Below are 26,611 nucleotides of genomic sequence, written 5' to 3'. Positions count from 1 at the left end.
AACTTTACGTAAAACTTCATGAGATTACTTCGTTACTCGCAATGACTGCCAATTAGTTACTCGCTTTTTCTAGTTTTATCACTTTCTGCTCTGTCTTCTCCATAGATGTCATTTCTATAATTGTCTTCGTCTCCTTCTAACAATTGCAAATAGGATTTGTATCTTGACCATGCAATTTCATCTTTATCTAAAGCGTCTTTAACAGCACATTTTGGTTCGTCTTTATGCAAACAATTGTTGAATTTACACTCCTCTTTTAAAGCAAAAAATTCGGGATAATAATCACCAATTTCTTGTTTATCCATATCTACAATTCCGAAACCACGAATTCCGGGTGTGTCTATTATTTGAGCTCCGAAAGCTAAATCAAACATTTCTGCAAAGGTTGTAGTATGCTTTCCTTGTGAATAGGATGCCGAAATTTGATTGGTTTTTAAATTTAATGAAGGTTCTAAAGTATTCACCAAAGTTGATTTCCCAACACCTGAATGACCTGAAAACATAGAAACTCTATCTTTCATTAAAGCTTTAAGTTCTTCAACTCCAGTTCCGTCTTTTGCTGAAACTCGCAAACACTTATATCCTATATTAGTGTAAATGTGTTGCATGTATAATTGTTCATCTAAAGTAGGCTCATCAAAAGTATCGATTTTATTAAAAACTATGACTGCTTCAATACCATAAGCTTCTGCTGTAACTAAAAACCGATCGATAAAACTAGTTGTAGTTGGTGGATTATTAATCGTTACCAATAAAATAACTATATCAATATTTGATGCAATAATATGCATTTGATGGGATAAGTTAACCGATTTTCTTACAATATAGTTTTTTCGATCATGAATAGTGTGAATCGTTCCAATATTTGCTTCATCCTCGTTATCCACATCAAAGTCTACTACATCTCCAACTGCAATTGGGTTAGTACTCTTAATTCCTTTCATTCGGAATTTACCTTTAATACGACATTCGAAAAACTTATTTTCTTTAGTTTTTACGGTGTACCAACTTCCTGTAGATTTATAAACGATTCCTGTCATTATTAATTTAGAAATTTGAAGTTAGAATTTAGAAATATTCTAACTTTCAACTTATGAGTTACAAAGATAGCATTTCTTGTTTTATTAAATAGAAAAAGGCCATCTAATAGACAGCCTTTTAAAAATTTTCATGTAGTAGAATCTTATTATTGAATAATCATTCTACCTAATTTATCTGCTTTCTTTCTTGAAGCATAAATTAAAAATTCGTTATCGCTTTTTCTGTAATAAACACCAGGTCTAATTACTAATTCGTTTTTAATAACTTCTTCCGGATCAAATCTTGTGATATTTCCTTTAGCATCAAATCTAAATAAAGTTGGAACTGCATTATTATAATTACCTAAACTTTTTATTTCCTCAATATCTGTAATTCCTTTATTTTTTTTGTTATCATTAAAAATAATATTTAATTGACCATCTTTATAAATAGGAATAGCACTTAAATATTCAGGACCTTTACCCATTACTGCTAATGGAATTGAAACGCTCATTCCTACTGAAAAACTTCCACTACTTGAACCTCCAGAAAAACCAACAGATAATACTGAAACTGCTGCTGCTTGATCTTTTGCTACTACATTGCTCCATTCTAAAGAACCGTCAGGCTTTAAACAAGTTACTATTATTTCATTTCTAATAAAAGTGATAGGTTGAATTGCTAAGGGACCTATTCCAGATTTTTGACCTACAATTACTAGTTGATATTCTGACAAAACAATTAAACCACCATCATTTTTTTCAATTATTGTATGAATGTTATATAATGGTTTTACATCTTTTCCTTTTTTAGCTCTTCTTTCTCCTAATAACTTTACTTTAGTCTCATAATCAAACTCATTAAATTTAAGGTTATCATTTACGTTTGTTGCTAAATTAATTGTTGCATTGTATACCCCTTTTAATTCTTTATTTGCTTTTCCATTATCTCTAACACTTGAATAAAAACCGACTAATTGTAACGTTTTTTTATTCGTAGCCATCATTTTACAATTGATAATTTCTTTGTCTTTAAAATTAATATCAATTACTTCTTTTTTGTAAGCATTAGCATTTTTAAATGCAAAAACTTGAAAGTTTTCAACTTTTTCTTTCTTTTTAGAATCTCTATAACTTTCATTAACTACCAAGAAAACGTCGTTAAAAACATTTACATCAAAATCTGACAATACAAATTCATAGTCTTTTTTTGAATCATCGTAAGTAACTTTATCTATGTTTGAGAAAACTGGTTTTAAGCTAGAATCAAATAATTTGATTTCATATTTAAGTGCGTCTTCCTTGTCAAAAATAGCAGTATGCATAATTAGGATACTGTTTTCATCTGGTGAAACTTTAAAATAGAAAGATCCTTTGTCTCTGTTTTTGGCTACTTCAGATTCGAAAAGTGTAACCATATTTTTTTTCAACTTTCCATCTTCACCAAGTTCTAAGCCCACTAAAGTATATATCTTGTCTTTTTTATGGTAAACACTCCCAATAATATATGGTTTACCATCTAACAAAGCTACTTCTTCAAATTCGATCTCTCTATCTTTTAACTCAGGTAAAACGATTAGCTTGTTTGAAAGCATTTTCATTTCACCGGAACTAAAAGTTTTTATGTAATAATCATCCTTCCCTTTTAAAGCTAAGGCATATACAATTCCGTTATTTTCACCAAAAAGCTTTACAATTTTTGCTTTATCATCTGGTAATTCAACACCATATGAAATTTTGATATTTTCAATATCATACTGTGCAAAAACATTTGTACTACAAACTACAAAGAGTACAAGAAAAAAGTAAATTTTATTCATTTTTATAATTTTTTTTGCAATAATAAGAAAAAAAATTAACAATTAATTATTTACAACCTTTTCTTGATGATTTATACTTTCTTGGTGAATAGCTTTAAACAAATGCATTACAAAATCATTACTCAATCCTTTCTCTTCTCCTTCTAAAATCATTTTGCCCAGAATTTCATTCCAACGTTTATTTTGGAGAATTGCTACATTATTCTCTTTTTTCAAGACACCAATTTTATCAGCTATTTTCATTCTGCTTCCTAAAACTTCAAGTATTTTAGCGTCAAGTTCATCAATTTGAGAACGCAAACCGTTCATTTTACTCAAATATTCGCTTCCATCTGCTGTTTCTTTTCTGACTTTTAAGTCTTCAAATATTTGTTTTAATGTTGCTGGCGTTACTTGTTGAGCTGCATCACTCCAAGCGTTATCTGGATCAATATGTGTTTCAATAATTAATCCGTCAAAATTCATATCTAATGCTTGCTGCGACACTTCTTGAATCATGTCTCTTTTTCCTGTAATGTGTGATGGATCACAAATTAAAGGTAAATCTGGAAAACGATTTTGCAAGTCAATCGGAATTTGCCATTCTGGAATATTTCTATATTTTGTTTTTTCATACGTTGAAAATCCTCTATGAATGACTCCTAACTTCTTAATATTGGCTTTATATAATCTTTCAACACCACCAATCCACAACGCTAAATCTGGATTAACTGGATTTTTTACTAAAACAATTTTATCAGTTCCTTCTAAAGCATCTGCAATTTCTTGAACTGCGAATGGATTAACTGTTGTTCTTGCTCCAATCCATAAAACATCAATATCATGCTCTAAAGCTAATTTTACGTGAGCTGCATTTGCTACTTCAGTTGCCATAAGTAAACCTGTTTCCGCTTTTGCTTTTTGCAACCATTTTAATCCAATTGCTCCAACACCTTCAAATCCACCTGGACGCGTTCTTGGTTTCCAAATTCCAGCTCTAAAAATACTTACATCAGAATTTTTTAATTCGTGAGCAATTTTCAAAACTTGTTCTTCTGTTTCTGCACTACATGGTCCAGCAATTACTAGTGGATGATCTAATTTAAAATCATCTAACCATGTTCTCATTTCTTTCTTATTTTCCATAACTTTTAACTATTTTAATATTTCTTTAATTCTATTTGTATTTTGCATTTCATTGAAAACCTCATCATATTTATCATTTTGAAGTAACTCTTTGAATTGGGTTAAATTTAATATGTATTCGTCTAATGTTTCAATAATATTATCTCTATTTTGTTTGAAGATAGGTGTCCACATCGCTGGTGAACTTTTTGCTAAACGTACAGTACTTTCAAATCCACTTCCAGCCATATCAAAAATATCTCTCTCGTTTTTTTCTTTTTCAATTACTGTTTTTCCTAACATAAAAGAACTTATGTGCGACAAATGTGAAACATAAGCAATGTGTTTATCATGAGATTTTGCATCCATATATCGAATTCGCATTCCTAATTTCTGAAACAAATCTAAAGCCATTTCTTGTTGCTTGTAAGCTGTTTTTTCTACTTCACAAATAATGTTTGTCTTTCCGTGAAACAACTCTTTTATTGCCGCTTTTGGTCCTGAAAACTCTGTTCCAGCAATTGGATGAGTTGCTAAAAAATTACGTCTTCTTTGATGATTTACAACAACTTCACATATTGGAAACTTGGTTGAACCAACATCAATAACAAGTGTATTTTGATTGATTTTATCTAATATTTGAGGCAAAATTACTAAACCAACATCAACTGGAACAGAAACAATTACAACATCTGCATTTTTTAAATCGTCATAATTTGCTTTTTCCTGAATTATTCCTAACTCCAAAGCTTCGTTCAAATGGTTTTCATTGGTATCAATTCCGAAAAAAGTTGCTTCTTTCAAATGAGTCTTTAAATCCAATGCCATTGAACCTCCTATTAAACCTATTCCTATTACATATATTTTCATAAAAATTCCAATATTTTAAAATTCCAAATCCCAACTTTTAGTTAAAATCTAGTAATTGCTTCTTTAATTTTTTCTTCAGTGACACATAATGAAAAACGAATATAACCGTTTCCGTTGCTTCCAAAAATGGTTCCTGGTGTGATGAAAATGTGTTTTTCTATTAATATTTTATCAATAAATTCTTCAGAAGATTCTATATCACTTGGTAATTTTGCCCAAACGAATAATCCAACTGAATTTTTTGCAACTTCACATCCTAATTTTTCGGCTAATTGAATTACTAATTCTTTTCGCTTTTTATAAATCTTATTTTGTGATTCAAACCAAGATTTATCTAATTTTAAAGCTTCGATTGCTCCTTTTTGAATGCCATAAAACATTCCAGAATCCATGTTGCTTTTTACTTTTAAAATGGCTTCAATAAATTTTGAATTTCCTAAAACCATTCCAACTCTCCAACCTGACATGTTATAAGTTTTACTTAATGAATTTAACTCAATTGCAATGTCTTTTGCTCCTTCAACTTGTAAAATTGATATCGGATTGTCATTCAGAACAAAACTGTAAGGATTGTCATTTATGATTAAAATTTTATGTTTTTTCCCAAAGGCAATTAGCTTTTCAAATAATGCTAATGAACCATTAACTCCTGTTGGCATGTGCGGATAACTCACCCACATGATTTTAACTTTTGATAAATCTTGTTGCTCTAATTTTTCGAAATCAGGTTGCCAATTCGTTTCATCCGTTAAATCATAACAAACAGCTTTGGCTTGAACTAATTCGGTAACAGCTGCATATGTTGGATAACCTGGATTTGGAATTAAAACTTCATCACCTTCATTTAAAAAAGCCATTGAAATATGCATGATTCCTTCTTTGGAACCCATCAAGGGCAAAATTTCTGAATTAAAATCCAACCCAACATTAAAATACGATTGATAAAAGTTGGCCATTTCTTTTCTCAATTCTGGCAATCCTTGATAGCTTTGATATTCATGTGCTTTTTCATCGTGCATAGCTTTTTGAAGGGCTTCAATAACTAATGGTGAAGGCAATAAATCTGGACTTCCAATTCCCATATTGATAATTGGTTTTCCATCAGTGATTAGTTGACGAACTTCTTTCAACTTTTTGGAAAAGTAGTATTCTTGTATTGTATTTAGTCTGTTGGCTGTTGCTATCATAATTTGGCATTTTTGTATTCACCCAAAACTTTAAAATGAGTCGTCATTATTTCTAAAATTTGCTTTCCTTTTTCATAATCTTTATAATCATCAAATGTAATGTCAACAAAAAAGGCATATTGAAAAGGAGTTTCAATTTTGGGTAAGGATTGAATCTTTGTTAAATTCAATTTGCAATCACTCATCACATTTAAAACTGTTGCTAAGCTTCCTCTTTTGTGTTCTAATTCAAATTTTAATGAGGCTTTGTTGATTTCATAGGTGCTTTTATCTTGATTGTTTCCAATAATTACAAATCTGGTTTGATTGTTATTTATGGTTTGAATTTCTGATGCTAATATTTCTAAATTATATAATTCAGCTGCAGTTTTGCTTGCAATTGCTCCTATTCCTTTTAATTGATTATCGTGAATTCTTTTGGCTGTTTCAGCTGTGTCTTTATCTTCAACTAACTTTATATGTGGATAATTCTTAAAAAACTCTTTGCATTGCAAAATTGCCATTGGATGCGAATGTACTTCTGTAATATCTTCAACTTTTTGTCCTTTTAAACTCATGAAATTATGATGCACCGAAAGATAATATTCACCTATAACCTTTAGATTATTTTTATCAATTAAAGCATAATTTGGAATAATTGAACCTGCAATTGAATTTTCAATAGCCATAACAGCATGACTCGATTTGTTCGTCAAAAAACTATCGAATGACATACATTCATCAATAGCCAAAATTCCATCAAAATAGTCTAATGCTACTTGATGGTGAAATGAACCTTTTATGCCTTGAATGGCTATTATCTTTTCCATTAATATTCGTTTTATTCAAAAGATTCTGAACTACTGAACTAAATTCAGCACAAGTAAATTCAGAATAAAAAAAAATCCCGATTTGCATCGGGATTATATATTGTGAGTTTAATTTATTAAAAATTTAGCATACGATATAACAATCCCTTTCTGTTCTCCAGAAGAAATAAGAAAAATTGTTATAATAAAATGTGTTGCTCATCTTTTGTTTTTTATTCTATTGGCTAAAGTAGAAAATAATTTCTATAAAAAAACTTAATTTAATAAAAAAATCCACTTAAACGTTTTCGTGAAATCATAAAAAAGAGATTACAACGTTTAAATACCTATCTATTAATAATGATAGATTTAATTCTATTAAATTATTACATTTGCTATAAATATCACAACATGTCAATAGAAGTTAAAAATATAACCAAAAATTACGGTGCTCAAAAAGCATTAGATAATGTTTCGTTTTCTGTTAAAAACGGAGAAATCGTTGGATTTCTAGGCCCAAATGGTGCTGGAAAATCAACTTTAATGAAGATTTTGACTACTTATATTTCTTCTGATGAAGGAAGCGCTTCTGTAAATGGAAATGATGTTGTGACTTCTCAAAAATCTGTTCAAAAATCTGTGGGTTATTTGCCAGAGCATAATCCGTTGTATTTAGATTTGTATGTACGTGAATATTTAGCTTTTAATGCTGATGTTTATAAAGTTGATAAATCTCGAATTGAAGAAGTAATTCAATTGACTGGTTTAACTCCAGAAGCAAATAAAAAAATCGGACAATTATCTAAAGGTTATAGGCAACGTGTTGGCTTGGCAACGGCTTTATTACATAATCCAGATGTATTAATTTTAGATGAACCTACAACTGGTCTAGATCCAAATCAATTGGTGGAAATTCGTGAATTGATTAAAAACATTGGAAAAGACAAGACGGTTTTTCTTTCAACGCACATTATGCAAGAAGTTGAAGCGATTTGTGATAGAGTAATTATCATCAATAATGGAAAAATTGTTACCGATAAAAAACTAAATACTTTAGTAAAAGAACAACAAGAACAAACTATTGAAGTGGAATTTGACAAAGTAGTTGATGAAACTATTTTAAAAACAATTCCGAATATAAAAACTACTAAAAATTCTCATGACTTTATTTGGGAATTGACTTTTGAAACCGAAAGTGACATGAGGCCAATCGTTTTTGATTTCGCTCACGATAATGGTTTGAAAATTTTACAATTGAATTTGAAGAATAAAAATTTAGAACAGATTTTTAGAGAACAAACGAAGAAGTAGTGTTCAGTGTTCAGTGCTCAGTAATTGGTTTTGAAAGTTTCAAATTGTTTCAGTTGTTTCAGTTGTTTCGGTTTAACTAATAAAAAATCAATTGTCCTTGATATAAAACTTGTACTTCAACAATTGGTGGATTATTCATTAAAATTACATTTCCTGTGCTGTAAATAGTTCCTGATATTTTTTGTTGCGGATTTATTATGATATCATTGGAACTTCTTTGGAAAACATAAACTTCTTGAGTGATTAGATTCGTTCCATCAAAACGTTCATCACCATTGTAAAAAGCTACTGACAAATAGTTTGTGTTTCCAGAAATGTTGTAAAAACTTGCTCTATTGTCTTCTACAAATAAACTATTACAATTTATTTCTAAGTGAAATTCTCCTGAGGCAGTGTCTTCAAGCAAACCTGATTGCAAATGAAAATTGTTGAAATTTAAGATATTATCTGAATATACATTAAATTGAGAAGAAGAATAAACTGTATCTAAATCATCAATTGAAATATAAATTTTTATAGGTTCATAACTTTGAAAAGTTTTTGTTGTATTTTTTGCATCAATAAAAAGTTGGTTATTAAGTACAGAAAAAGTGACTTTGTCAATGATATTTTCTCCTGCAATAATTTCAACTTTAGTTATTGTTTCATCTGTTATGTGTAATTCAATTCCTTCCGAAATATTTATTTTGTCGAAAAATTCAACTAAAATTTCTTTTGAAACTACAGAACCCGAAGATTCTAGTAGCTGATTTTCATCACAACCAAAGACTAAGAAAAGACTAAATAAAACAACTAATTTTCTCATAACTTCACTCCTATTCCAAATTCTAAAGCTTCAGCTTTTGCAGCATGTGTTTTTAGGGAAACACTACTAAAGACGGTTTTGTTCCAATGATATTTTGCTCCTAATCGTTGATAAATTGGACCTAAAAAATTAAAAGGCTCATAAACATAATATCCAACTTGTGCTTCCAATGACATTCTATTAATTGCTAATTCGTAACCTGCAAAAAGTCCAGCTCGTTTAAAATCTGTGTCTGCCTTTATATTTTCATTTGGATAAGCTACTGACTTATATTTGATGTATTCTTTCAAATAATACATGGCAAAAACATCAACTCCTAACTGCACTTTACTCTTTTCAGTAAATTGTTTATCTGCATAAAAACTCAACTCATAAAAAGGTTTTTGACCACTTCCAATGATGTCACTTTCATTGATTCCTGTTCGAAAAACAATGTTATATTTTAATGGATAAATCGTTTTTAAAGTGTCTTTTGAAAATTTATATGTTGTAGTTTCATCTTCAAAAACGTAATTCAAACCAAGTTGGAATGACAAAGTATTTGTACTTGCATTTGGTGATTTTATATTAGCATTGGAATGATGAAAAAAGGTAAAACCCGTTTGAAAACCTAAATTACCAATGATTTTTTCCTTTCTATAATTTAATAAAAAATAAGTTGAAGGCATCAATTTTGTACTATAAGCCAAGTTTCTAAAATTCTCGTTTTTATCGAATGGATTGGTATTGTAAGCTATTCCTTGTCCAATGCGAAAAACTAAATTTCGATTTAAAAAGTAAAAATTATAATGACCATAAACTCCATATAAATCTCCTAAAACATCATTTTTATTAGCTTGATGATGCAATGAAAATCCGTAATCGGGAAAATTGAAATTGGATTGCCATTCTTCTTCCCCAAAAGTTTTTTTATTAAAACTCAACAAAACTCCTTCTGGATGTTTAGTAATTAAATGTTTAATAGTTTGATTATGAGGTAAAATCTTTCCGTATAAATAATCTGCATCAACAGAAAATTGTGCTTTTGCCGTTGAAAAAATTAGTAAGAAAAATAAAATTTGCTTCATATTGAGGGCAAATATAACAGAAAGTTTATCAAAAAACTTCTTTCGCAATAGCTTTTATATTTTCTGCTCTTCCCATGGAATAATAATGCAAACATGGAATTCCAGCTGCAACTAATTCTTTACTTTGTTGCAAGCACCATTCAATTCCAACTTGTTTTACAGCTTCGTTATCTTTTGCTTTTACAACAGCCATAATTAAATCGTCTGGCAAATCAACACTAAAGCGATGGGGAATTAAATTCAATTGTTTCTTGGTTGCAATCGGTTTCAATCCTGGAATAATTGGAACTGTAATTCCAGATTTTCTACATTTTTCTACAAATTCAAAGAATTTTTGATTGTCAAAAAACATTTGGGTTACAATATAATCAGCTCCATTTTTAATTTTTTGCTTTAAGAAATGAATATCACTATCCATACTTGGTGCTTCCATATGTTTTTCTGGATACCCTGAAACACCAATGCAAAAATTGGTACACGATGAATTCTGCAAATCTTCATCTAAGTAAATTCCGCTATTCAAATTCGAAATTTGTTTTACTAAATCTGATGCAAATTCATTGCCTTCTTTTTCTGGTTTGAAATAGGTTTCGTTTTTCAAAGCATCACCACGAAGTGCTACGACATTATTAATTCCCAAAAAATCTAAATCAATTAGTAAATTTTCTGTGTCTTCTTGTGTAAATCCACCACACAAAATATGAGGAATAGCATCCACATCATATTTATTTTGAATTCCAGCACAAATTCCAACGGTTCCTGGTCGTTTTTTTACAATCTTTTTTTGCAACAAACCGTTTGGTAGTTCTTTGAATTCGTACTCTTCACGATGATAAGTAACATCAATAAAAGGTGGCTTAAATTCCATTAAAGGATCAATACTATCAAAAATAGATTGGATATTTTGTCCTTTTAAAGGTGGCAATATTTCGAAGGAGAACAAAGGTTTTCCTTTTGCGTTTTCTATATGTTGGGTTACTTTCATTTTGTTGGTTGTTGGTTGTTGGTTGTTGGTTGTTAGTAAAATTTTCCATCAGCTAACAACTATAAACCATCAACTATTATTAATCTGCTTTGTTTGGTGATAACCATTTTGTGGCAACTTCTGTTGAAATTCCTCTACGTTTAGCATAGTCTATTACTTGATCTTCTTTTATTTTTCCCAGTCCAAAATATTTACTTGCTGGATTGGCAAAATAATACCCTGAAACCGATGAAGCTGGCCACATTGCCATACTTTCCGTTAAGGTTACTCCGATTTCTTCGGCTACATTTAATAATTTCCAAATGGTTGGCTTTTCTAAATGATCTGGACAAGCTGGATAACCTGGTGCTGGACGAATTCCTTTGTATTCTTCTTTGATTAGTTCTAAATTGTCTAAGTTTTCATCCGAAGCATAACCCCAAATTTCTTTTCGAACTTTTAAATGTAAATATTCGGCAAAAGCTTCAGCTAATCTATCGGCTAATGCTTTTAACATGATTGAATTATAATCGTCTAAATCTTTTTCATATTCTTTAGCTTTTTCTTCTACTCCAAATCCGGTTGTGACACAAAAACATCCTATATAGTCTTGAATTCCTGAATCTTTTGGTGCTATAAAATCCGCTAAAGCAATATTTGGTGCTCCTTCAGTTTTTTGAGATTGTTGTCTAAGAGTTAAAAAAGTTGTTGGTTGTTGGTTGTTAGTTGTTAGTTGTATGTCGTCGTCGTTTATTTGATTTGCTGGAAAAATTCCCAGAATTCCCTTGGCAGTGAACCATTTTTCTGCAACAATTTTGTCTAACAAGAATAATGCATCGTTGTATAAATTGGTTGCTTCTGTTCCAACTAAATCATCTACTAATATTTTTGGAAATTTTCCAAATAATTGCCACGATTGAAAAAAGGGTGTCCAATCGATAAACGGAACTAATTCAGAAAGTTCAACATCAATAGGTTTTGTTCCAATAAAATTAGGTTTTGAAGGTTGAAAATTATTCCAATCTAACTGCAATTTATTTTTTCGAGCTTGTTCAATGGTTAGATAATTTTTGTCGCGGCTTCTATTCAAATATCCTTCACGAAGGTTGTCATATTCATCACGAATGGCTTTTACGTAATTTTCTTTAGTTTCCTTTTGTAATAAGTTGCTCGCAACTGTTACAGCTCTTGAAGCATCATTCACATGGACTACAGTTTCTTTATATTCAGGTGCAATTTTCACTGCTGTGTGCGCTCTTGAAGTTGTTGCACCACCAATCATAATTGGAATTTTAATGTTTAGTTTATCCATTTCTTTAGCTAGATAAACCATTTCATCCAATGATGGTGTGATTAATCCACTCAAACCTATAATGTCAACATTCTCACGAACAGCAGCTTCAATGATTTTTTCTGGTGGAACCATAACACCTAAATCGATAATTTCAAAATTATTACATCCTAAAACTACAGCAACTATATTTTTTCCAATATCGTGAACATCACCTTTTACAGTAGCCATTAATACTTTTCCAGCACTTGAAGACTTCCCTGTTTTTTCTGCTTCTATAAATGGTAATAAGTAAGCAACTGCTTTTTTCATTACACGAGCTGATTTTACTACTTGAGGCAAAAACATTTTTCCGCTTCCAAATAAATCGCCAACTACGTTCATTCCTGCCATTAGATTTACTTCGATAACTTCAATGGCTTTTTGTGAATTTGCTCTAGCTTCTTCAACATCAATTTCTATGAATTCATCAATTCCTTTGACTAAAGAATGGGTTAATCGCTCTTGAATGGAACCATTTCTCCATTCTGCAATAGCTTTTTCATTTACTTTATAATCTCCTTTAAAGCTTTCAGCTAGATCTAAAAGTCGTTCAGTCGCATCTTCTCTTCTATTCAATAAAACATCTTCTACATGTTCTAAAAGAATTGGATCAATTTCATCATAAATCTCTAACATTTCTGGATTCACAATTCCCATAGTCATTCCGTTTTGAATGGCGTGATATAGAAAGGCAGAATGCATTGCTTCACGCACTTTATCATTTCCTCTGAATGAGAATGAAACATTACTTACACCGCCAGAAACATTCGCAAAAGGAAGATTTTCACGAATCCATTTCGTGGCTCTAAAAAAATCTAATGCGTTTAATTTATGTTCGTCCATTCCAGTGGCAACTGGAAAAATATTTGGGTCGAAAATTATGTCTTCAGCTGGAAATCCAACTTTATCTACTAAAATATCATAGCTTCTTTTACAAATTTCGATTCTTCTTTTGTAATTATCGGCTTGACCATTTTCATCAAAAGCCATTACAATTACTGCAGCACCATATTTTTTTATCAATTTGGCATGATGAATAAAAACTTCTTCTCCTTCTTTTAAGGAAATAGAATTCACCACACTTTTCCCTTGAACTACTTTTAATCCAGCTTCGATAATTTCCCATTTAGAACTATCAATCATAACTGGAACACGAGCAATATCTGGTTCGGCAGCAATTAGATTTAGGAATTTTGTCATGGCATAAACTCCGTCTAACATTCCTTCATCCATATTTACATCGATAATTTGTGCTCCACCTTCTACTTGGGTTCTGGCAACATCAAGAGCTTCATCATATTTTTCTTCTTTAATTAATCGAAGAAATTTACGCGAACCTGTCACATTAGTACGTTCTCCAACATTTACAAAATTGGTTTCTGGAGTAATGATTAAAGGTTCTAATCCTGATAATTGAAGGTATTTATTGGTTTTATAGCTCATCGTTTATTCTCTTGTAATGCTTGTTGACTTCTTTATAAAACAATTTAAAATCTGCTTTATAATTTTGCCATTTATTTTGTAATCCTTTTTTTGTTTCTACTATTTTATTTTTCATTGTAATCAGACTTCTACGGTTATTCCTCTTGGTTTAAATTCATGTGCGACTTCGGCAATTAGTTTGATGTGTTCTGGAGTTGTACCACAACAACCACCAATGATATTTACTAAATTATCTTGTAAATATTCCCGAATTAAAACCTGCATTTCCTCTGGAGTTTGATCATATTGTCCGAAAGCATTCGGCAAACCAGCATTTGGATGAGCTGAAATATTCAATTGTGTATTATGAGCTAAACGTTTTAAATAAGGTTTTAATTGGTCAGCACCTAAAGCACAATTAAATCCGATACTTAATAATGGAATGTGTGAAATTGAAATCAAGAAAGCTTCGACTGTTTGACCAGATAATGTTCTTCCAGAAGCATCTGTAATTGTCCCTGAAACCATAATTGGAATATCGATATTTCTTTCTTCTTTGACTTCTTCAATAGCAAAAAGAGCTGCTTTTGCATTTAATGTATCGAATATTGTTTCTACTAATAAAACATCACATCCACCATCAATTAGAGCTTCAACTTGTTGTTTGTACGCAACTCTTAAATCATCAAAAGTTACAGCTCTAAAGCCTGGATCATTTACATCTGGAGACATTGATGCTGTTCTGTTTGTTGGTCCAATTGAACCTGCTACGAATCTTGGTCTATCTGTGAATTCATCTGCAACTTCTCTTGCAATTTTAGCTGATTCATAATTTAATTCATAAACTATGTCTTCTAAATGATAATCAGCCATTCCGATAGTTGTGCCTGAAAATGTATTGGTTTCAACAATATCAGCACCAGCTTGAAAATACAAACGGTGGACTTGCTTTACAGCTTCGGGTTGTGTTATGGAAAGTAAATCGTTATTCCCTTTTAAAGGATGTGGAAAATCTTTGAAACGTGACCCGCGAAAATCTTCTTCTGAAAAATTATTGCGTTGTAACATCGTTCCCATTGCTCCATCAAGGACTAGGATTCTTTCTTTTATAGCTTCTTGTATTTTTGACATATCGTATTACTTATAAATTGTCATCAAGAAACTGGAAAGAATTTCGTTGAGTTATCTGCTTTTTACTATCTGATTTAACAGATACTGAAATAAATTCAGCATAAAAATAGAATGTAGCACCTTTCTCATTAAAGGAATAAGAGGTTGCCAAGCTTTCATTGAGTCTAATCTCTCCAGCTTTCGTGATAACAATCATTATGTTTATGAACAAGGCAAAGATAGAACTAAATTCCAACTTATGAAATATTTTCTAAATTAACCTTTTTAAAAATTTAAATTTAGATAAAAATTCTATTTAATTGATTTAAATTAGATTATTATATACCAAAAACAGCATAAGCAAGATTCTTTTAGTTCAAAATAAATTCTTTACTTTTTATTTTTTCAGCAATTTTTAATACATCATTCAAAACACCTCTTGCAGTAACTTCTTTTCCTGCTCCAGCACCTTGAATAACGATTGGGATTTCTCCATACGATTTGGAATAAATCTCGATTAAATTATCCGCACCTTTTAACTGTCCTAAAGCCGAACTTTCAGGAACAGAGACTAATTTCACTTCTAACTTTTTTGATTTTACATCAAATTCACCAACATAACGAAGTACATGATTTTTGGCTTGGGCTATTTTAGCTACTTCAAAAGGTTTATCAAAGAATGATTTATTGATAGCATAATCTCCTTTTGAATGTTTCTCATTTAAATTAGGCAATAATAATGATGTAATTTGAATGTCGGAAAATTCAAAATCAAATCCTATTTCTCTGGCTAAAACCAATAATTTTCTTGCTACATCATTTCCTGATAAATCTTCTCTAGAATCAGGTTCGGTGTAACCTTTGTTTTCTGCTTCTGCTAAAACTTTAGAAAAAGAGATTTCTTCTGCTGAAAATCTATTAAAAATATAACTCAATGAACCTGAAAAAACACCTCTAATTTTGGTTATTTCTTCACCCGAAAAATATAAATCACTTACCGTTTGAACCACAGGCAAACCTGCACCAACATTAGTTTCATATAAAAATGTTTTATCAAAAATAGCTAGATTTTCCCTTAACTCTTTATAAAAATCATAGGCTAAAGTGTTGGCTTTTTTATTGGCAGCAACAATATTAAATCCGTTTTGGACTAAAGGAATATAGTTTTTAATAATTTCTAAACTTGCCGTAGCATCAATAGCGATTAAATTTTCTAATTGTTGTTCTTGAACATATTCAATAATATCTTCTACTTTGAAAGGAATTGCAGTTTGTTCAAAATTAGCTTCCCATTCATTTGTTAAACCTTCTTTTTCAAAAAAAGCTAGAGTTGAATTGGTAATAATTGGAAACCTCAACTCTATATTTCGTTTGTCGAGAAAGAATTTTTGACTCTCAATTACTTGGTTTACTAATGTGCTTCCTACATTTCCAATTCCAAAAAGAATTACATTTATTTTAAGCGTTGACATATTTTTGTTGTTTTTGTTTGTTAAAAATGGGTTTTAAAATAGCATTCAATTGTTCAAATTCAATTAAAAATGCATCGTGACCGTGAATCGATTTTATTTCGTGATAAAAAATATTTGATTTTACACCTTTTAATTCCTCGTAAGTTTCTCTATTTTCTTTTGCTATAAAAAACAAATCCGTATCCACAGAAACTATATGAATGGAAGCCGAAATCCTATTTATTACTTTAGTAAAGTCACCTGTATCTTTATTGATATCAATTGTTTTTAGCAAATGATTCATCAATTTATAGGAAGATAATTTGAATCTGTTTTTTAATTTTTCTCCATGATTGGTTAACCAGTTTTCGATTTGAAATAAATCTGAATCCAACTTTTTCTCTCTTTTGAATTTATGCTTTAACGATTCGGGTGTTCTGTATAAAAGCATCGCATGAATTCGTGCATCAGCAATTGGATTGTCTGAATTATTTAAAAGTTTGTCTTGCACTAAAATATTTGCAATCACCCAATCCGTAGCTTTCCAATCGGTTGCAATTGGAATTAGATTTTGAATTTTATTGGGTTGTAAATTGGCCATTTCCCATGCAATTCCACCACCAAGACTTCCTCCAATTAATGCGAAAATTTCATTTATTTGAAGGTAAAAAAGTCCTTCCAAAAAAATTCTAGCGATGTCTTTTGCTGTAAAATCTTGATAGTTTTCAATTAAATTTTCAGGATTTTCATCAAAACCATTTCCTGGAATATTGAATGCAACAACCGTATAGAAATTAGTATCTATTGTTTTATTTTTGCCAATTAAATCATTCCACCAACCCTCTTTTCCAGTCACATTTGAGTTTCCTGTCAAAGCATGATTTATCACAACTATTGGAGCAGAACCTATAGTTTGCCCAAATGTTTGATAGAATAACGAAATGTGTTTTTTATGTTTTCCATTCTCCAAATTAAAATCGAAAACATCTATTTTTTCTAGCATTTTATTTTTATTTTTATTTTTATAAGAAAATCATTTATCATAAAGCTGTCTAAGTAACCATTAAACAAAGACAGCTTTTTTAAAAATTAAACTAATTTTTCTACTGGAAGTGAAACAAAAACCGCTTTTAAATCGGCTTTTAAATCTTCAATATCTTCTAATCCTACTGACAAACGAATTAAGTCTTTTGTAACACCTGTTGATTCTTGTTCTGCATCAGATAATTGTTGGTGTGTTGTACTTGCAGGATGAATGATAAGTGATTTTGTATCACCAATATTGGCTAATAATGAAAATAGTTTGGTTTCATCTGCTACTTTTTTGGCTGCTTCAAATCCACCTTTTAATCCAAATGTTACGATACCGCTTTTCCCTTCCGGTAAATATTTGTCGGCTAAAGTTTTATATTTTGAAGATTCTAATCCAGGATAATTTACCCAAGTGACTTGCTCTTGACTTTCTAACCATTTAGCTAAAGCCAATGCGTTTTCTGAATGTTTTTTGATTCGAATTTCCAATGTTTCTAATCCTTGAATCGTTTGAAAAGCATTGAATGGGCTTAATGCTGCTCCAAAATCACGAAGTCCTTCAACGCGAACTTTTGCAATAAATGAGGCCGCTCCAAGTGCTTCATAATATTTTAATCCGTGATAACCAGCTGAAGGTTCAGTAAATTCAGGAAACTTTCCGTTACTCCAATCAAAATTTCCTGCATCTATAATTACACCTCCAAGTGAAGTTCCATTTCCTGTAATATATTTGGTAAGTGAATGAATTACGATATCAGCTCCATATTGAATAGGATTTAATAAATAAGGTGTAGCTACTGTATTATCAACAATAAAAGGAACTTTGAAAGCTTTTGCTTCTTTTGAAATAGCTCCCAAATCAAGTACGTCTAATTTTGGATTTCCTAAACTCTCTACAAAGAAGGCTCTTGTGTTTTCTTGTGCTGCATTGGTGAAATTCTCTGGATTAGACGGATCTACAAATGTGGTTGTAATTCCCAATCTTGGCAAAGTTACTTTCAATAAATTATAAGTTCCTCCATACAAACTATTTGAGGCTACTATATGATCTCCAGCTTTTAATAGAACTAACAATGTTGTTGCAATTGCAGCTGTTCCAGAAGCTGTTACTACTGCTCCAATTCCTCCTTCTAAAGCTGCTAATCGTTGCTCTAAAATGTCATTTGTTGGATTATTTAGTCTTGTGTAAATAAATCCAGCTTCTGCTAAACCAAATAAATTAGCTGCGTGGTCTGAATTGTTAAACACATAAGATGTTGTTTGATAAATAGGAACAGCTCTAGTTCCTGCATTTTTAGTTACGTCATGTCCTGCGTGTAATGCGTTTGTTGCAAATTTTTGTGTACTCATTTTTTTTAGTATTAAGATATTAGTATTAAGTATTAAGATTTTTAAATAGAAAAAGTCCCTTTAGTTAATTACCAAAGGGACTTTATAATAGAAATAGATTCTTTTTATGTTGTTCGTTTATGGTAATAGCTTGGTGTTGCGCACATGCACATCATACAACAAATCATCATCATTTTATTAGCTATTACTTTCATTTTATTATTATTTTTAGTTATTATTAATTATTGTTTTTGAAAAGATTCTGAAATAGTGATATAAAATCAGCACAAGCAAATTCAGAATAAAAAAAAACCTCTGCTGTTTGCAGAGGTTTCATTGGATATATTTTAAAATTTAAAATTATGCAATAGAAGTGCTCTGCGGAAGTTTCCACATCATACAACACATATTACACATTATTCTTTTCATCTTGTTATTATTACTTTGCAAACCTAAATTATTTTTCTGTAACTAAAAAACAAAATAGTTTATTTTTCTGTTTTAATTTTATTATTTGTTATTTTTTAGAAAAAAAATCTACAAAAAGAAACATATTTATAATAAAAAACTAAAATAGCTGTTTTTATTAATTAATATAATCCTTCAACAGATAAATAACGTTCACCAGTATCATAGTTAAAAGTTAAAATAATAGCATCTTCAGGTAACGATTCTAACTTTTTTGCTACAGCTGCTAAGGAAGCACCTGTAGAAATACCAACAAAGACGCCTTCTTGTAAAGCAATTTGTTTTGCAAACTCAAAAGCATCTTCTTTTGTAACAGTTATAACTTCGTCAATTAGTTTAGCATGATAATTTTCCGGCACAAAACCTGCACCAATTCCTTGTAATGGATGTGGACCAGGAACTCCTCCACTTAAAACAGGAGACAATTCTGGTTCAACTGCAATAATTTTTACGTTAGGAAATTTCTTTTTTACAATTTCGGCAACTCCAGTAATATGTCCACCCGTTCCAACTCCAGTAATAATATAATCTATCCCTTCTGGAAAGTCTTCTATAATTTCAACTGCTGTAGTTTTTTTGTGAACTTCAATATTTGCAGGATTTTCAAATTGTGAAGGAGACCAAGCGTTTGGAATTTCTTGCACTAATTCAGCTGCTTTTTCGATTGCCCCTTTCATTCCTTTTTCACGAGGAGTTAATTCGAATTTAGCTCCATAAACTTCCATTAATTTTCTTCTTTCTATACTCATTGATTCTGGCATTACCAAAATCACTTTATAGCCTTTTACAGCAGCAACTAAAGCTAAGCCAATTCCAGTATTTCCAGAAGTTGGCTCAATAATTACACTGTCTTTATTCAAAATTCCTTTTGCTTCAGCATCTTCTATCATACTTAAAGCAATACGATCTTTGATACTCCCTCCTGGATTTGCTTTTTCTAATTTAATCCAAACATTTTTATTTGAACCAAACAGTTTATTAATCTTTACTACTGGAGTTTTTCCAATTGTTTTTAAAATATTTTCTACTTTCATAACTATATTATTTTTAATTTATTATATGCTAAAATTGATAGGTTCAGGAAAATTATTCTTTGATTTTACACTAATTTCACTTTTGTGATACACCAAAGTTTGCTTTTGAATGGAATCCGTTATCCAGACATTTCCTCCAATTATTGAATCTCTTCCTATGACTGTATTTCCACCTAAAATTGTTGCATTTGCATAAATGATTACATTGTCTTCTATTGTAGGATGTCTTTTTACTTCTGCTTTATCTTTACTTACACTTAAAGCACCTAAAGTTACTCCTTGATAAATTTTAACTTCATTACCTATTATAGCAGTTTCCCCAATTACAATTCCGGTTCCGTGATCAATAAAAAAACGTTTTCCAATACTCGCACCTGGATGAATATCGATACCTGTTTTACCATGAGCGTATTCTGAAATTACCCTTGGTAAAACCTTTACTTTTTTATTCCAAAGATTATTCGCCATTCTATAAATCGCAATTGCAAAAAAACCCGGATAAGCTAACAAAACCTCATCTTTTGATTTTGCCGCTGGGTCAAATTCAAGGATTGCGTCTAAATCAGCCAATAAATCTTGATGAATGTTTAATAAATCTTCAAAAAATGAATCAGCCAACTCAATTTCATTTAAAAAACCAACTTGAGAAAAAAATAAACGTAAATCTAGATTCAATTCATTTTCTTTTATTCTAAATACTTCAACAGTTTCACATTGACCGTGTCCATAAAATAACCAAGCAAATAAATCCTCTACCCAGTTTTCAATTTTCTTTTTAATTATTGGGGGTGTTTTTTCAGCGTTATTTTTATCAAACAACACTTGACTTATATTATTTTTACTTTCCATATTAATCGATTTAATCAACTTATTTTTAAAACAAAAAACCCCTACAATAGCAGAGGTTTCATTTGATATATTTTAAAGATTTAAAATGATGCAATAGAAATCCTCTGCGGAAATTTCCACATCTTATAACAAATATTACAAACAATTAAATTCATTTTTTAATTTTAATACTACAAAGGTATTACCTAATCCTTAATAAAGAATTATTTTCTAAAAATTTAACTTTATTTTCTCATTTCAGAAATTTTAACTTCTTTTTACTTATTAAATAGTTTTATTATCTATTTAGAGACTTAAGTCAAATAAAAAAGGTTAGAACTTAATCTGACCTTACTTTAAAAGTATATAAAAATTATTAGTTCTTAATAAACTTAGATGTTGCTATACCTTCATCCGTTTTAACGTTTAACATGTAAACTCCAGAAGTTAAATCTGAAACATTTATTTCCATTTCAGAATCTAATGAGTTAGTAATTGTTTTGACAGTTCTTCCATTAATATCTACCACAGTAATTTCGTTTACAGCTAAACCATTTTTAACTGATAAATTTAAAACGTTGTTTGTTGGATTTGGGTAAATAGAAAAATTATTTGCAAAGAATGATTGAGTACTTGCTACTGGTCTGTCTACAGAAAAAGTGTCGATTGCAATAATATCTGAATTATTTCCAGAAGGACCTCCACTAGTAACAAAGTATCTAAATCCAATTTTACAAGCTACTACGCCAGTTAACCCAGAAACAGTGTAAGAGTATTGTGTCCATGTAAAAGGATAATCTGTAGTCGTTAAGTTAGGATTTATTGAAACTGCAACTGTTGTAAAAGCACCTACTCCTGTTGCTCCTGAGGGATTACCTCCAACAGTAGTATCGGTAGAGTTTAATCTCATTTCTAATCTATCTGCATAAATAGTTCCCGTTCCATCTCCACCTTTTCTGGAATAAAAAGTAACTAAATCACCATTTTGCAAATTTAAAACTGGTGTAATTAACCAATTACTAATAGTACCTGCACCAGTAGTACTATTGTAATTACACAAAGCAAAGGAAGTAGTTCCACCTGCTTGCCCACCAGTTGAAAATGCGGTTCCACCACCTTGAGCCCATGTTGAAGCACCAAGTGGAGAACTCTGATTAGTTGCAAGCCATCCTGCAGTAGATAAGTTCGTATAGTTATCAAACCCTTCAGTAACTAGGTTTTGAGCATTTGAAAGCCCTGTTAACAACAGGGCTAGATAAAGTAATTTTTTTTTCATAATTATTGGTTTAGATTGATTAATAAGATAATAAAAGTAATAAATTTCTAGCAGAAAATACTTTTTAAACCTTTTTTAACAATTAATTTGCTCAGTTACACAAAACATTTATATCTTTGCATTATCAAAAAAAAGAGGAAAAATTTGACTGATTGCAACCTCGTTAAAAAAATGCTAAAGCAGAAACTCTCCTTTAGTATTACCTACGAATATATCTTTCTTATTTTTCCATATTAATATAAAATAATTTATAATATGGCATATTTATTTACGTCTGAATCTGTTAGTGAAGGACATCCAGACAAAGTAGCAGATCAAATTAGTGATGCATTAATTGATAATTTTTTAGCATTTGATCCAGAATCGAAAGTAGCTTGTGAAACTTTGGTAACTACAGGTCAAGTAATTTTGGCTGGTGAAGTAAAATCGAACACTTACCTTGATGTTCAACAAATTGCAAGAGAAGTAATCCGAAAAATTGGATATACAAAAAGTGAATACATGTTTGAAGCTGACTCTTGTGGTGTGCTTTCTGCTATTCACGAACAATCTTCTGATATTAACCAAGGTGTTGACAGAGCTAATAAAGAAGAACAAGGTGCTGGTGACCAAGGAATGATGTTTGGTTACGCAACTAATGAAACGGAGAACTACATGCCTTTAGCATTAGATTTATCTCATGCTTTATTAATTGAGTTGGCTAATTTAAGAAGAGAAAATTCTGAGATTACTTATTTACGACCAGATGCAAAATCTCAAGTTACTTTGGAATATTCGGATGACAACAAACCTGTTAGAATTGATGCTATCGTTATCTCTACACAACATGATGACTTTGTTAAACCAAAATCTAGTTCAAGAGCAGATAAAGATGCTGCCAATGATGAAATGTTGGTTAAAATTAAAAGTGATTTAGTTTCAATTTTGATTCCTAGAATTAAAGCTAAATATCCTCAATACGCTCATTTATTTAATGATGATATTACGTATCACATTAACCCAACTGGAGTTTTTGTAATTGGTGGACCTCATGGTGACACTGGCTTAACAGGAAGAAAAATTATCGTTGATACTTATGGTGGAAAAGGAGCTCATGGTGGTGGTGCTTTTTCTGGAAAAGATCCAAGTAAAGTTGACCGTTCTGCTGCTTATGCAACAAGACATATTGCTAAAAATTTAGTTGCCGCTGGTTTATGTGAAGAAATTTTAGTTCAGGTGTCTTATGCAATTGGTGTTGCAAAACCAACATCAATAAATGTTAATACATACGGAACTTCAAAAGTTGATATGACTGATGGAGCAATTAGCAAAATTGTGGAATCTATTTTTGATATGCGTCCTTACTTTATTGAACAACGTTTAAAATTAAGAAATCCAATATATAGCGAAACAGCTGCTTATGGCCATATGGGAAGAACTCCTGAAACTGTAACCAAAACCTTTAGCTTGCCAAATGGTGAACCAAAAACTGTTACAGTTGAATTGTTTACTTGGGAGAAATTAGATTTCGTTGATCAAGTTAAAGCTGCATTTGGATTGTAAGAAAGATACAAGACCGCTTCGCTGAAAGATGCAAGATAATAGACTTATAGATTTCATAAAAAAAGCCTGATTCAAAATAGAATCAGGCTTTTTTTATGAATTAAATATTAATTTTTATAAATTATACTTCAAACTTAATATAATATATCTTGGTTGCACAAAATAGCTCGAAAAATTACTAATTCCTCCTAATTGACCAAAACTATTGGTATTTAAAGATTCTGTGTTTAAAATATTTGTTCCCGCTAATTTATATTCCCATTTGCTGTCTTTCTTTTGATAAATTAAACTTGCACTTAAAAAATCATATTCGTTATCAACTGTTTTTGATTTATTTGTATTGTGATTAAACGTGTAATCTGAAACGAAAGAAAATGCATCTAAAAAGAAATATTCTAACCCAAGTGTTGGACTATCTGTATAAAAAACATCTGATGAATTATCATTTATAGTGTAAGCATAACCTAAAGATAAATTTGGAAGCGTTTTATAATTAGTAGAAAACTTAATATTATAACTTTGTGTGAATGCTTCTGTTGACTGAATTCTTTCTGTGTTTGAATCAAAAATTCTAATATTATTGTTTTTACTCCAATTCATGCTAAATCCTGCTGAAGCCTTGTAATACTTTGCAAAAGAACGTCCATAATTAAATGCTCCAGAAATTGTTTCATCTGCAAAGTTTGAAGGTATGTTAACAGAAGTTGATGTTTGAAATATTCCGTTTAATAAGGCTTTACTTTTTATAGCATCTACTTGTTTGGTATACGTTAAGAAGCCGAAAATATTTTCGAAATTAAACATGTTATATTTAAAGTAACGCAAACTATGTGATTGAGAAAGTGAATTTTCCAAATTGCGATTTCCACTAAATAAACTGTTATAATTAGAAAAAACATAACCTTCTGCAAGCCTTGTAATATCAGTAAAATTATTTTGTAATTTAAACTCATATGTTAATGTTTCCGATTTTTTAATTTGATACATCGCATAGACATCTGGCAGAAATCTATTAAAATTCATTGAGTTTGAGGACCCTAATTGTGTATCTTTTGTAAGATAGTTGTGAACGCTAAATCCTGGAGTAAATGTGAATTTTCCTGTAATAAATTTATAATGCAAGCCAACAAAAGTGTCATTAAATGCAAAATTTACATCGTTTTTTGTGTCAATACTTGTAGATGTATTTATATCTTCTTTTACAGATTGGTTATCTAATATTTGTAAAATCTCTGAATTAAAGTTTTGATAAGAATACGTGTTTCCAATAGTTACATTAATGTTACTTTTTGGTGTAAGCATATAATAATAATCACCTTTTATATCAATTTTATTAGTTTTTATAAATCTGTTTTGATTGATGTTATAAGGCGAAGTTGTTGTTTGTGTATCAAAGGCAATAACAGGAAAAGGATTATTAGCTAAAATAGCATTGTAAAAAGGATCTTCTTCTTGATATAAATGCTGCGTTTCAAAAGCTAAAACGTTTTTACTATCTAAGGTATAATAATAATTGAAATTCTGATTTAATGAAACTGGATTTTGTTTTTTATTAGTATCAATATTTCCAATTACATTAGAATTAGAATTTTGATTTTCAACTTGGTCTGAAAATTTTATCAAAGCATCATAGTCTATATGCAATTTATCTGAAGGAACATAACTTGTACTTAGTTTCAATAAAGTTTGGGTTGTAGTTTGATTAGACAAATCTGTTCTAGTTTCATCTTCTAAACCATTTTCATTTGGTCTATCTGTTATTGATAAATTTTTAGTAGCTGTTTTATTTCCTAAAACAATTCCGAAACCACTAAATGTTAGAGCTTTTGAAGGATTATAGCTAAAATTAGCGGCTCCAAATTTTGTATCAATATTTAAAGCTTGGTTGTTGTTTAAGTTTCCAATTCCTAAATCATTTGAAGAAATGTTAAAATTTGAACCCCCTTTTCGCATCATGTTTTTAAATCCACCAGTAAATTTGAAATAATCTCTGGTTGTTAAAGGCAGTTCTCCAATGTTATTGAAATTACTAATTATGTTGACACTAAATTTAGGATTATAATAAAATAATTTTGGATTTATTAAATACCTCTCTTCTGTATCCCAAGCACCTGCTCCAGCGGTTATATCACCAAACCAAAAGTTCTTTTTACCTTCTTTTAATTTGATATTTATGGCTACGTTTTCTTCGTTATTTTCTAACCCTTTTAGATTAGTAACTTCGTTATAATTTCTTAAAACTTGAATTTTATCTAAAGCATTTGCTGGAATGTTTTTAGTAGCAATTTTTGTATCACCATCAAAAAAGTCTTTTCCTTCTACCATTATCTTTTGAACAGATTTACCTTCAACAGTTATATTTCCATCTGCATCAACTTCTACTCCTGGTAACTTTTTCAAAACATCTTCAAGCTTACGTTCAGTACCATTCGTAAAAGAATCTGAATTATATATAATTGTATCTCCAGAAATCGAAACTGGCATTACATAGACTAATTCTACTTCTTTTAGCATGTTTCCTTCTTTTAAGACTATGTTGTAATTCATAGTTTTATCAGTAGTTGTTACTTGCTTTTCTTGTGAATTATAACCAATATAACTAATCTTTAAAGTATATGGCGTGTTGGCATTAAGGTTAAGTTGGTATTTTCCAGCATCATTAGTAATTGCATAGGCATCCATAGCTTTTGTAGTATTGTTAATTGCCATAACATTAGCCATTTCTAAAGCAACCCCAGTAGTATCTTTAACAGTACCCTCAAATCGAATGTTTTGAGAAATGGCACTCATTGAAAGTGCCATTGTCAAAATGAAAAGTATTTTTTTCATCAAATTTATTTTAGTTTGTTTT

General features: G+C 30.4%; 20 protein-coding genes and 1 riboswitch. Of the genes, 2 read left to right on the top strand and 18 right to left on the bottom strand.

All coding sequences use genetic code 11. From position 1 onward, the window contains the following. Positions 1-56 precede the first annotated feature (56 nt). The 6 genes from rsgA to AACZ53_RS00640 all read right to left on the bottom strand — a co-directional run bounded on the left by rsgA (position 57) and on the right by AACZ53_RS00640 (position 6,809). Entirely contained in the window at positions 57-1,040 is a 984-nt protein-coding gene (rsgA, locus tag AACZ53_RS00665) for a ribosome small subunit-dependent GTPase A (RefSeq protein WP_339833515.1), read from the bottom strand. Between the two features lie 146 nt (positions 1,041-1,186). Beyond that, positions 1,187-2,839 (bottom strand): hypothetical protein, encoded by a 1,653-nt coding sequence (locus AACZ53_RS00660; protein ID WP_339833513.1) that lies wholly within the window; start codon positions 2,837-2,839, stop codon positions 1,187-1,189. A gap of 42 nt (positions 2,840-2,881) precedes the next feature. Continuing rightward, the gene (locus tag AACZ53_RS00655; protein ID WP_339833511.1) at positions 2,882-3,964 is read right to left on the bottom strand and encodes a bifunctional 3-deoxy-7-phosphoheptulonate synthase/chorismate mutase type II; all 1,083 of its coding nucleotides are present in this window, start codon (positions 3,962-3,964) and stop codon (positions 2,882-2,884) included. Positions 3,965-3,973: 9 nt separating this feature from the next. Beyond that, positions 3,974-4,813, bottom strand: a complete 840-nt coding sequence (locus AACZ53_RS00650) for a prephenate dehydrogenase (RefSeq protein WP_339833509.1) — start codon at positions 4,811-4,813, stop codon at positions 3,974-3,976. Positions 4,814-4,854: 41 nt separating this feature from the next. Continuing rightward, positions 4,855-6,000 (bottom strand): aminotransferase class I/II-fold pyridoxal phosphate-dependent enzyme, encoded by a 1,146-nt coding sequence (locus AACZ53_RS00645; RefSeq protein ID WP_339833507.1) that lies wholly within the window; start codon positions 5,998-6,000, stop codon positions 4,855-4,857. After that, positions 5,997-6,809, bottom strand: a complete 813-nt coding sequence (locus AACZ53_RS00640) for a prephenate dehydratase (protein WP_339833504.1) — start codon at positions 6,807-6,809, stop codon at positions 5,997-5,999. The genes AACZ53_RS00645 and AACZ53_RS00640 overlap by 4 nt, the downstream gene beginning before the upstream one ends. Positions 6,810-7,199: 390 nt before the next feature. Between AACZ53_RS00640 and gldA the strand changes: the two genes are divergently transcribed. Beyond that, positions 7,200-8,099 carry a gliding motility-associated ABC transporter ATP-binding subunit GldA gene (gldA, locus tag AACZ53_RS00635; protein WP_339833502.1) on the top strand — a complete coding sequence of 300 codons (900 nt, stop codon included), beginning with the start codon at positions 7,200-7,202 and terminating at the stop codon, positions 8,097-8,099. Positions 8,100-8,175: 76 nt separating this feature from the next. Here the strand turns inward: gldA and AACZ53_RS00630 are convergent, their stop codons facing one another. From AACZ53_RS00630 to AACZ53_RS00580, 11 genes are all read right to left on the bottom strand, one after another. After that, complete coding sequence (locus tag AACZ53_RS00630; RefSeq protein WP_339833499.1) at positions 8,176-8,904, bottom strand: head GIN domain-containing protein; 729 nt, start codon at positions 8,902-8,904, stop codon at positions 8,176-8,178. Further along, positions 8,901-9,971, bottom strand: a complete 1,071-nt coding sequence (locus AACZ53_RS00625; protein ID WP_339833497.1) for an acyloxyacyl hydrolase — start codon at positions 9,969-9,971, stop codon at positions 8,901-8,903. The genes AACZ53_RS00630 and AACZ53_RS00625 overlap by 4 nt, the downstream gene beginning before the upstream one ends. Before the next feature lie 28 nt (positions 9,972-9,999). Continuing rightward, positions 10,000-10,956 carry a methylenetetrahydrofolate reductase [NAD(P)H] gene (gene metF / locus AACZ53_RS00620; protein ID WP_339833495.1) on the bottom strand — a complete coding sequence of 319 codons (957 nt, stop codon included), beginning with the start codon at positions 10,954-10,956 and terminating at the stop codon, positions 10,000-10,002. Positions 10,957-11,035: 79 nt separating this feature from the next. Continuing rightward, positions 11,036-13,711 (bottom strand): methionine synthase, encoded by a 2,676-nt coding sequence (gene metH / locus AACZ53_RS00615; protein ID WP_339833492.1) that lies wholly within the window; start codon positions 13,709-13,711, stop codon positions 11,036-11,038. 120 nt (positions 13,712-13,831) lie between these two features. Next, on the bottom strand, positions 13,832-14,821 hold the full coding sequence (locus AACZ53_RS00610) for a homocysteine S-methyltransferase family protein (RefSeq protein ID WP_339833489.1): 990 nt from the start codon (positions 14,819-14,821) through the stop codon (positions 13,832-13,834). Positions 14,822-14,884: 63 nt separating this feature from the next. Continuing rightward, a riboswitch (SAM riboswitch) is annotated at positions 14,885-15,013 on the bottom strand. A gap of 158 nt (positions 15,014-15,171) precedes the next feature. Then, on the bottom strand, positions 15,172-16,272 hold the full coding sequence (locus AACZ53_RS00605; RefSeq protein WP_339833487.1) for an aspartate kinase: 1,101 nt from the start codon (positions 16,270-16,272) through the stop codon (positions 15,172-15,174). After that, complete coding sequence (locus tag AACZ53_RS00600) at positions 16,259-17,254, bottom strand: alpha/beta fold hydrolase (RefSeq protein WP_339833485.1); 996 nt, start codon at positions 17,252-17,254, stop codon at positions 16,259-16,261. Before AACZ53_RS00600 ends, AACZ53_RS00605 begins: the two co-directional genes overlap by 14 nt. 86 nt (positions 17,255-17,340) lie before the next feature. Continuing rightward, positions 17,341-18,633, bottom strand: coding sequence for a PLP-dependent transferase (locus AACZ53_RS00595; protein ID WP_339833482.1), 1,293 nt, complete (start codon positions 18,631-18,633; stop codon positions 17,341-17,343). Between the two features lie 569 nt (positions 18,634-19,202). Continuing rightward, a complete protein-coding gene (gene cysK, locus AACZ53_RS00590) occupies positions 19,203-20,114 on the bottom strand; it encodes a cysteine synthase A (protein ID WP_339833479.1) in 912 nt (303 codons plus the stop codon). 21 nt (positions 20,115-20,135) lie between these two features. Continuing rightward, positions 20,136-20,963 (bottom strand): serine O-acetyltransferase EpsC, encoded by an 828-nt coding sequence (gene epsC / locus AACZ53_RS00585; protein WP_339833476.1) that lies wholly within the window; start codon positions 20,961-20,963, stop codon positions 20,136-20,138. Between the two features lie 355 nt (positions 20,964-21,318). Further along, positions 21,319-22,218 (bottom strand): choice-of-anchor J domain-containing protein, encoded by a 900-nt coding sequence (locus tag AACZ53_RS00580; protein ID WP_339833473.1) that lies wholly within the window; start codon positions 22,216-22,218, stop codon positions 21,319-21,321. Between the two features lie 255 nt (positions 22,219-22,473). Here AACZ53_RS00580 and metK point away from each other — a divergent pair, with 255 nt between their 5' ends. Further along, a complete protein-coding gene (metK, locus tag AACZ53_RS00575) occupies positions 22,474-23,760 on the top strand; it encodes a methionine adenosyltransferase (protein WP_339833471.1) in 1,287 nt (428 codons plus the stop codon). Positions 23,761-23,874: 114 nt separating this feature from the next. Here metK and AACZ53_RS00570 read toward each other — a convergent pair whose 3' ends face one another. After that, the gene (locus AACZ53_RS00570) at positions 23,875-26,589 is read right to left on the bottom strand and encodes a carboxypeptidase regulatory-like domain-containing protein (protein WP_339833468.1); all 2,715 of its coding nucleotides are present in this window, start codon (positions 26,587-26,589) and stop codon (positions 23,875-23,877) included. Between the last annotated feature and the right edge of the window lie 22 nt (positions 26,590-26,611).

This window comes from uncultured Flavobacterium sp., from assembly GCF_963975005.1.
Lineage (GTDB): Bacteria > Bacteroidota > Bacteroidia > Flavobacteriales > Flavobacteriaceae > Flavobacterium.
Note: the sequence above shows the minus strand (reverse complement) of the source record. Positions and strands in the feature narration are given on the sequence as shown.

Excerpts from the sequence above, each read along its gene's own strand:
- rsgA (WP_339833515.1), bottom strand. The coding sequence starts at position 1,040 with ATGACAGGAATCGTTTATAAATCTACAGGAAGTTGGTACACCGTAAAA.
- AACZ53_RS00660 (WP_339833513.1), bottom strand. The coding sequence starts at position 2,839 with ATGAATAAAATTTACTTTTTTCTTGTACTCTTTGTAGTTTGTAGTACA.
- AACZ53_RS00655 (WP_339833511.1), bottom strand. The coding sequence starts at position 3,964 with ATGGAAAATAAGAAAGAAATGAGAACATGGTTAGATGATTTTAAATTA.
- AACZ53_RS00650 (WP_339833509.1), bottom strand. The coding sequence starts at position 4,813 with ATGAAAATATATGTAATAGGAATAGGTTTAATAGGAGGTTCAATGGCA.
- AACZ53_RS00645 (WP_339833507.1), bottom strand. The coding sequence starts at position 6,000 with ATGATAGCAACAGCCAACAGACTAAATACAATACAAGAATACTACTTT.
- AACZ53_RS00640 (WP_339833504.1), bottom strand. The coding sequence starts at position 6,809 with ATGGAAAAGATAATAGCCATTCAAGGCATAAAAGGTTCATTTCACCAT.
- gldA (WP_339833502.1), top strand. The coding sequence starts at position 7,200 with ATGTCAATAGAAGTTAAAAATATAACCAAAAATTACGGTGCTCAAAAA.
- AACZ53_RS00630 (WP_339833499.1), bottom strand. The coding sequence starts at position 8,904 with ATGAGAAAATTAGTTGTTTTATTTAGTCTTTTCTTAGTCTTTGGTTGT.
- AACZ53_RS00625 (WP_339833497.1), bottom strand. The coding sequence starts at position 9,971 with ATGAAGCAAATTTTATTTTTCTTACTAATTTTTTCAACGGCAAAAGCA.
- metF (WP_339833495.1), bottom strand. The coding sequence starts at position 10,956 with ATGAAAGTAACCCAACATATAGAAAACGCAAAAGGAAAACCTTTGTTC.
- metH (WP_339833492.1), bottom strand. The coding sequence starts at position 13,711 with ATGAGCTATAAAACCAATAAATACCTTCAATTATCAGGATTAGAACCT.
- AACZ53_RS00610 (WP_339833489.1), bottom strand. The coding sequence starts at position 14,821 with ATGTCAAAAATACAAGAAGCTATAAAAGAAAGAATCCTAGTCCTTGAT.
- AACZ53_RS00605 (WP_339833487.1), bottom strand. The coding sequence starts at position 16,272 with ATGTCAACGCTTAAAATAAATGTAATTCTTTTTGGAATTGGAAATGTA.
- AACZ53_RS00600 (WP_339833485.1), bottom strand. The coding sequence starts at position 17,254 with ATGCTAGAAAAAATAGATGTTTTCGATTTTAATTTGGAGAATGGAAAA.
- AACZ53_RS00595 (WP_339833482.1), bottom strand. The coding sequence starts at position 18,633 with ATGAGTACACAAAAATTTGCAACAAACGCATTACACGCAGGACATGAC.
- cysK (WP_339833479.1), bottom strand. The coding sequence starts at position 20,114 with ATGAAAGTAGAAAATATTTTAAAAACAATTGGAAAAACTCCAGTAGTA.
- epsC (WP_339833476.1), bottom strand. The coding sequence starts at position 20,963 with ATGGAAAGTAAAAATAATATAAGTCAAGTGTTGTTTGATAAAAATAAC.
- AACZ53_RS00580 (WP_339833473.1), bottom strand. The coding sequence starts at position 22,218 with ATGAAAAAAAAATTACTTTATCTAGCCCTGTTGTTAACAGGGCTTTCA.
- metK (WP_339833471.1), top strand. The coding sequence starts at position 22,474 with ATGGCATATTTATTTACGTCTGAATCTGTTAGTGAAGGACATCCAGAC.
- AACZ53_RS00570 (WP_339833468.1), bottom strand. The coding sequence starts at position 26,589 with ATGAAAAAAATACTTTTCATTTTGACAATGGCACTTTCAATGAGTGCC.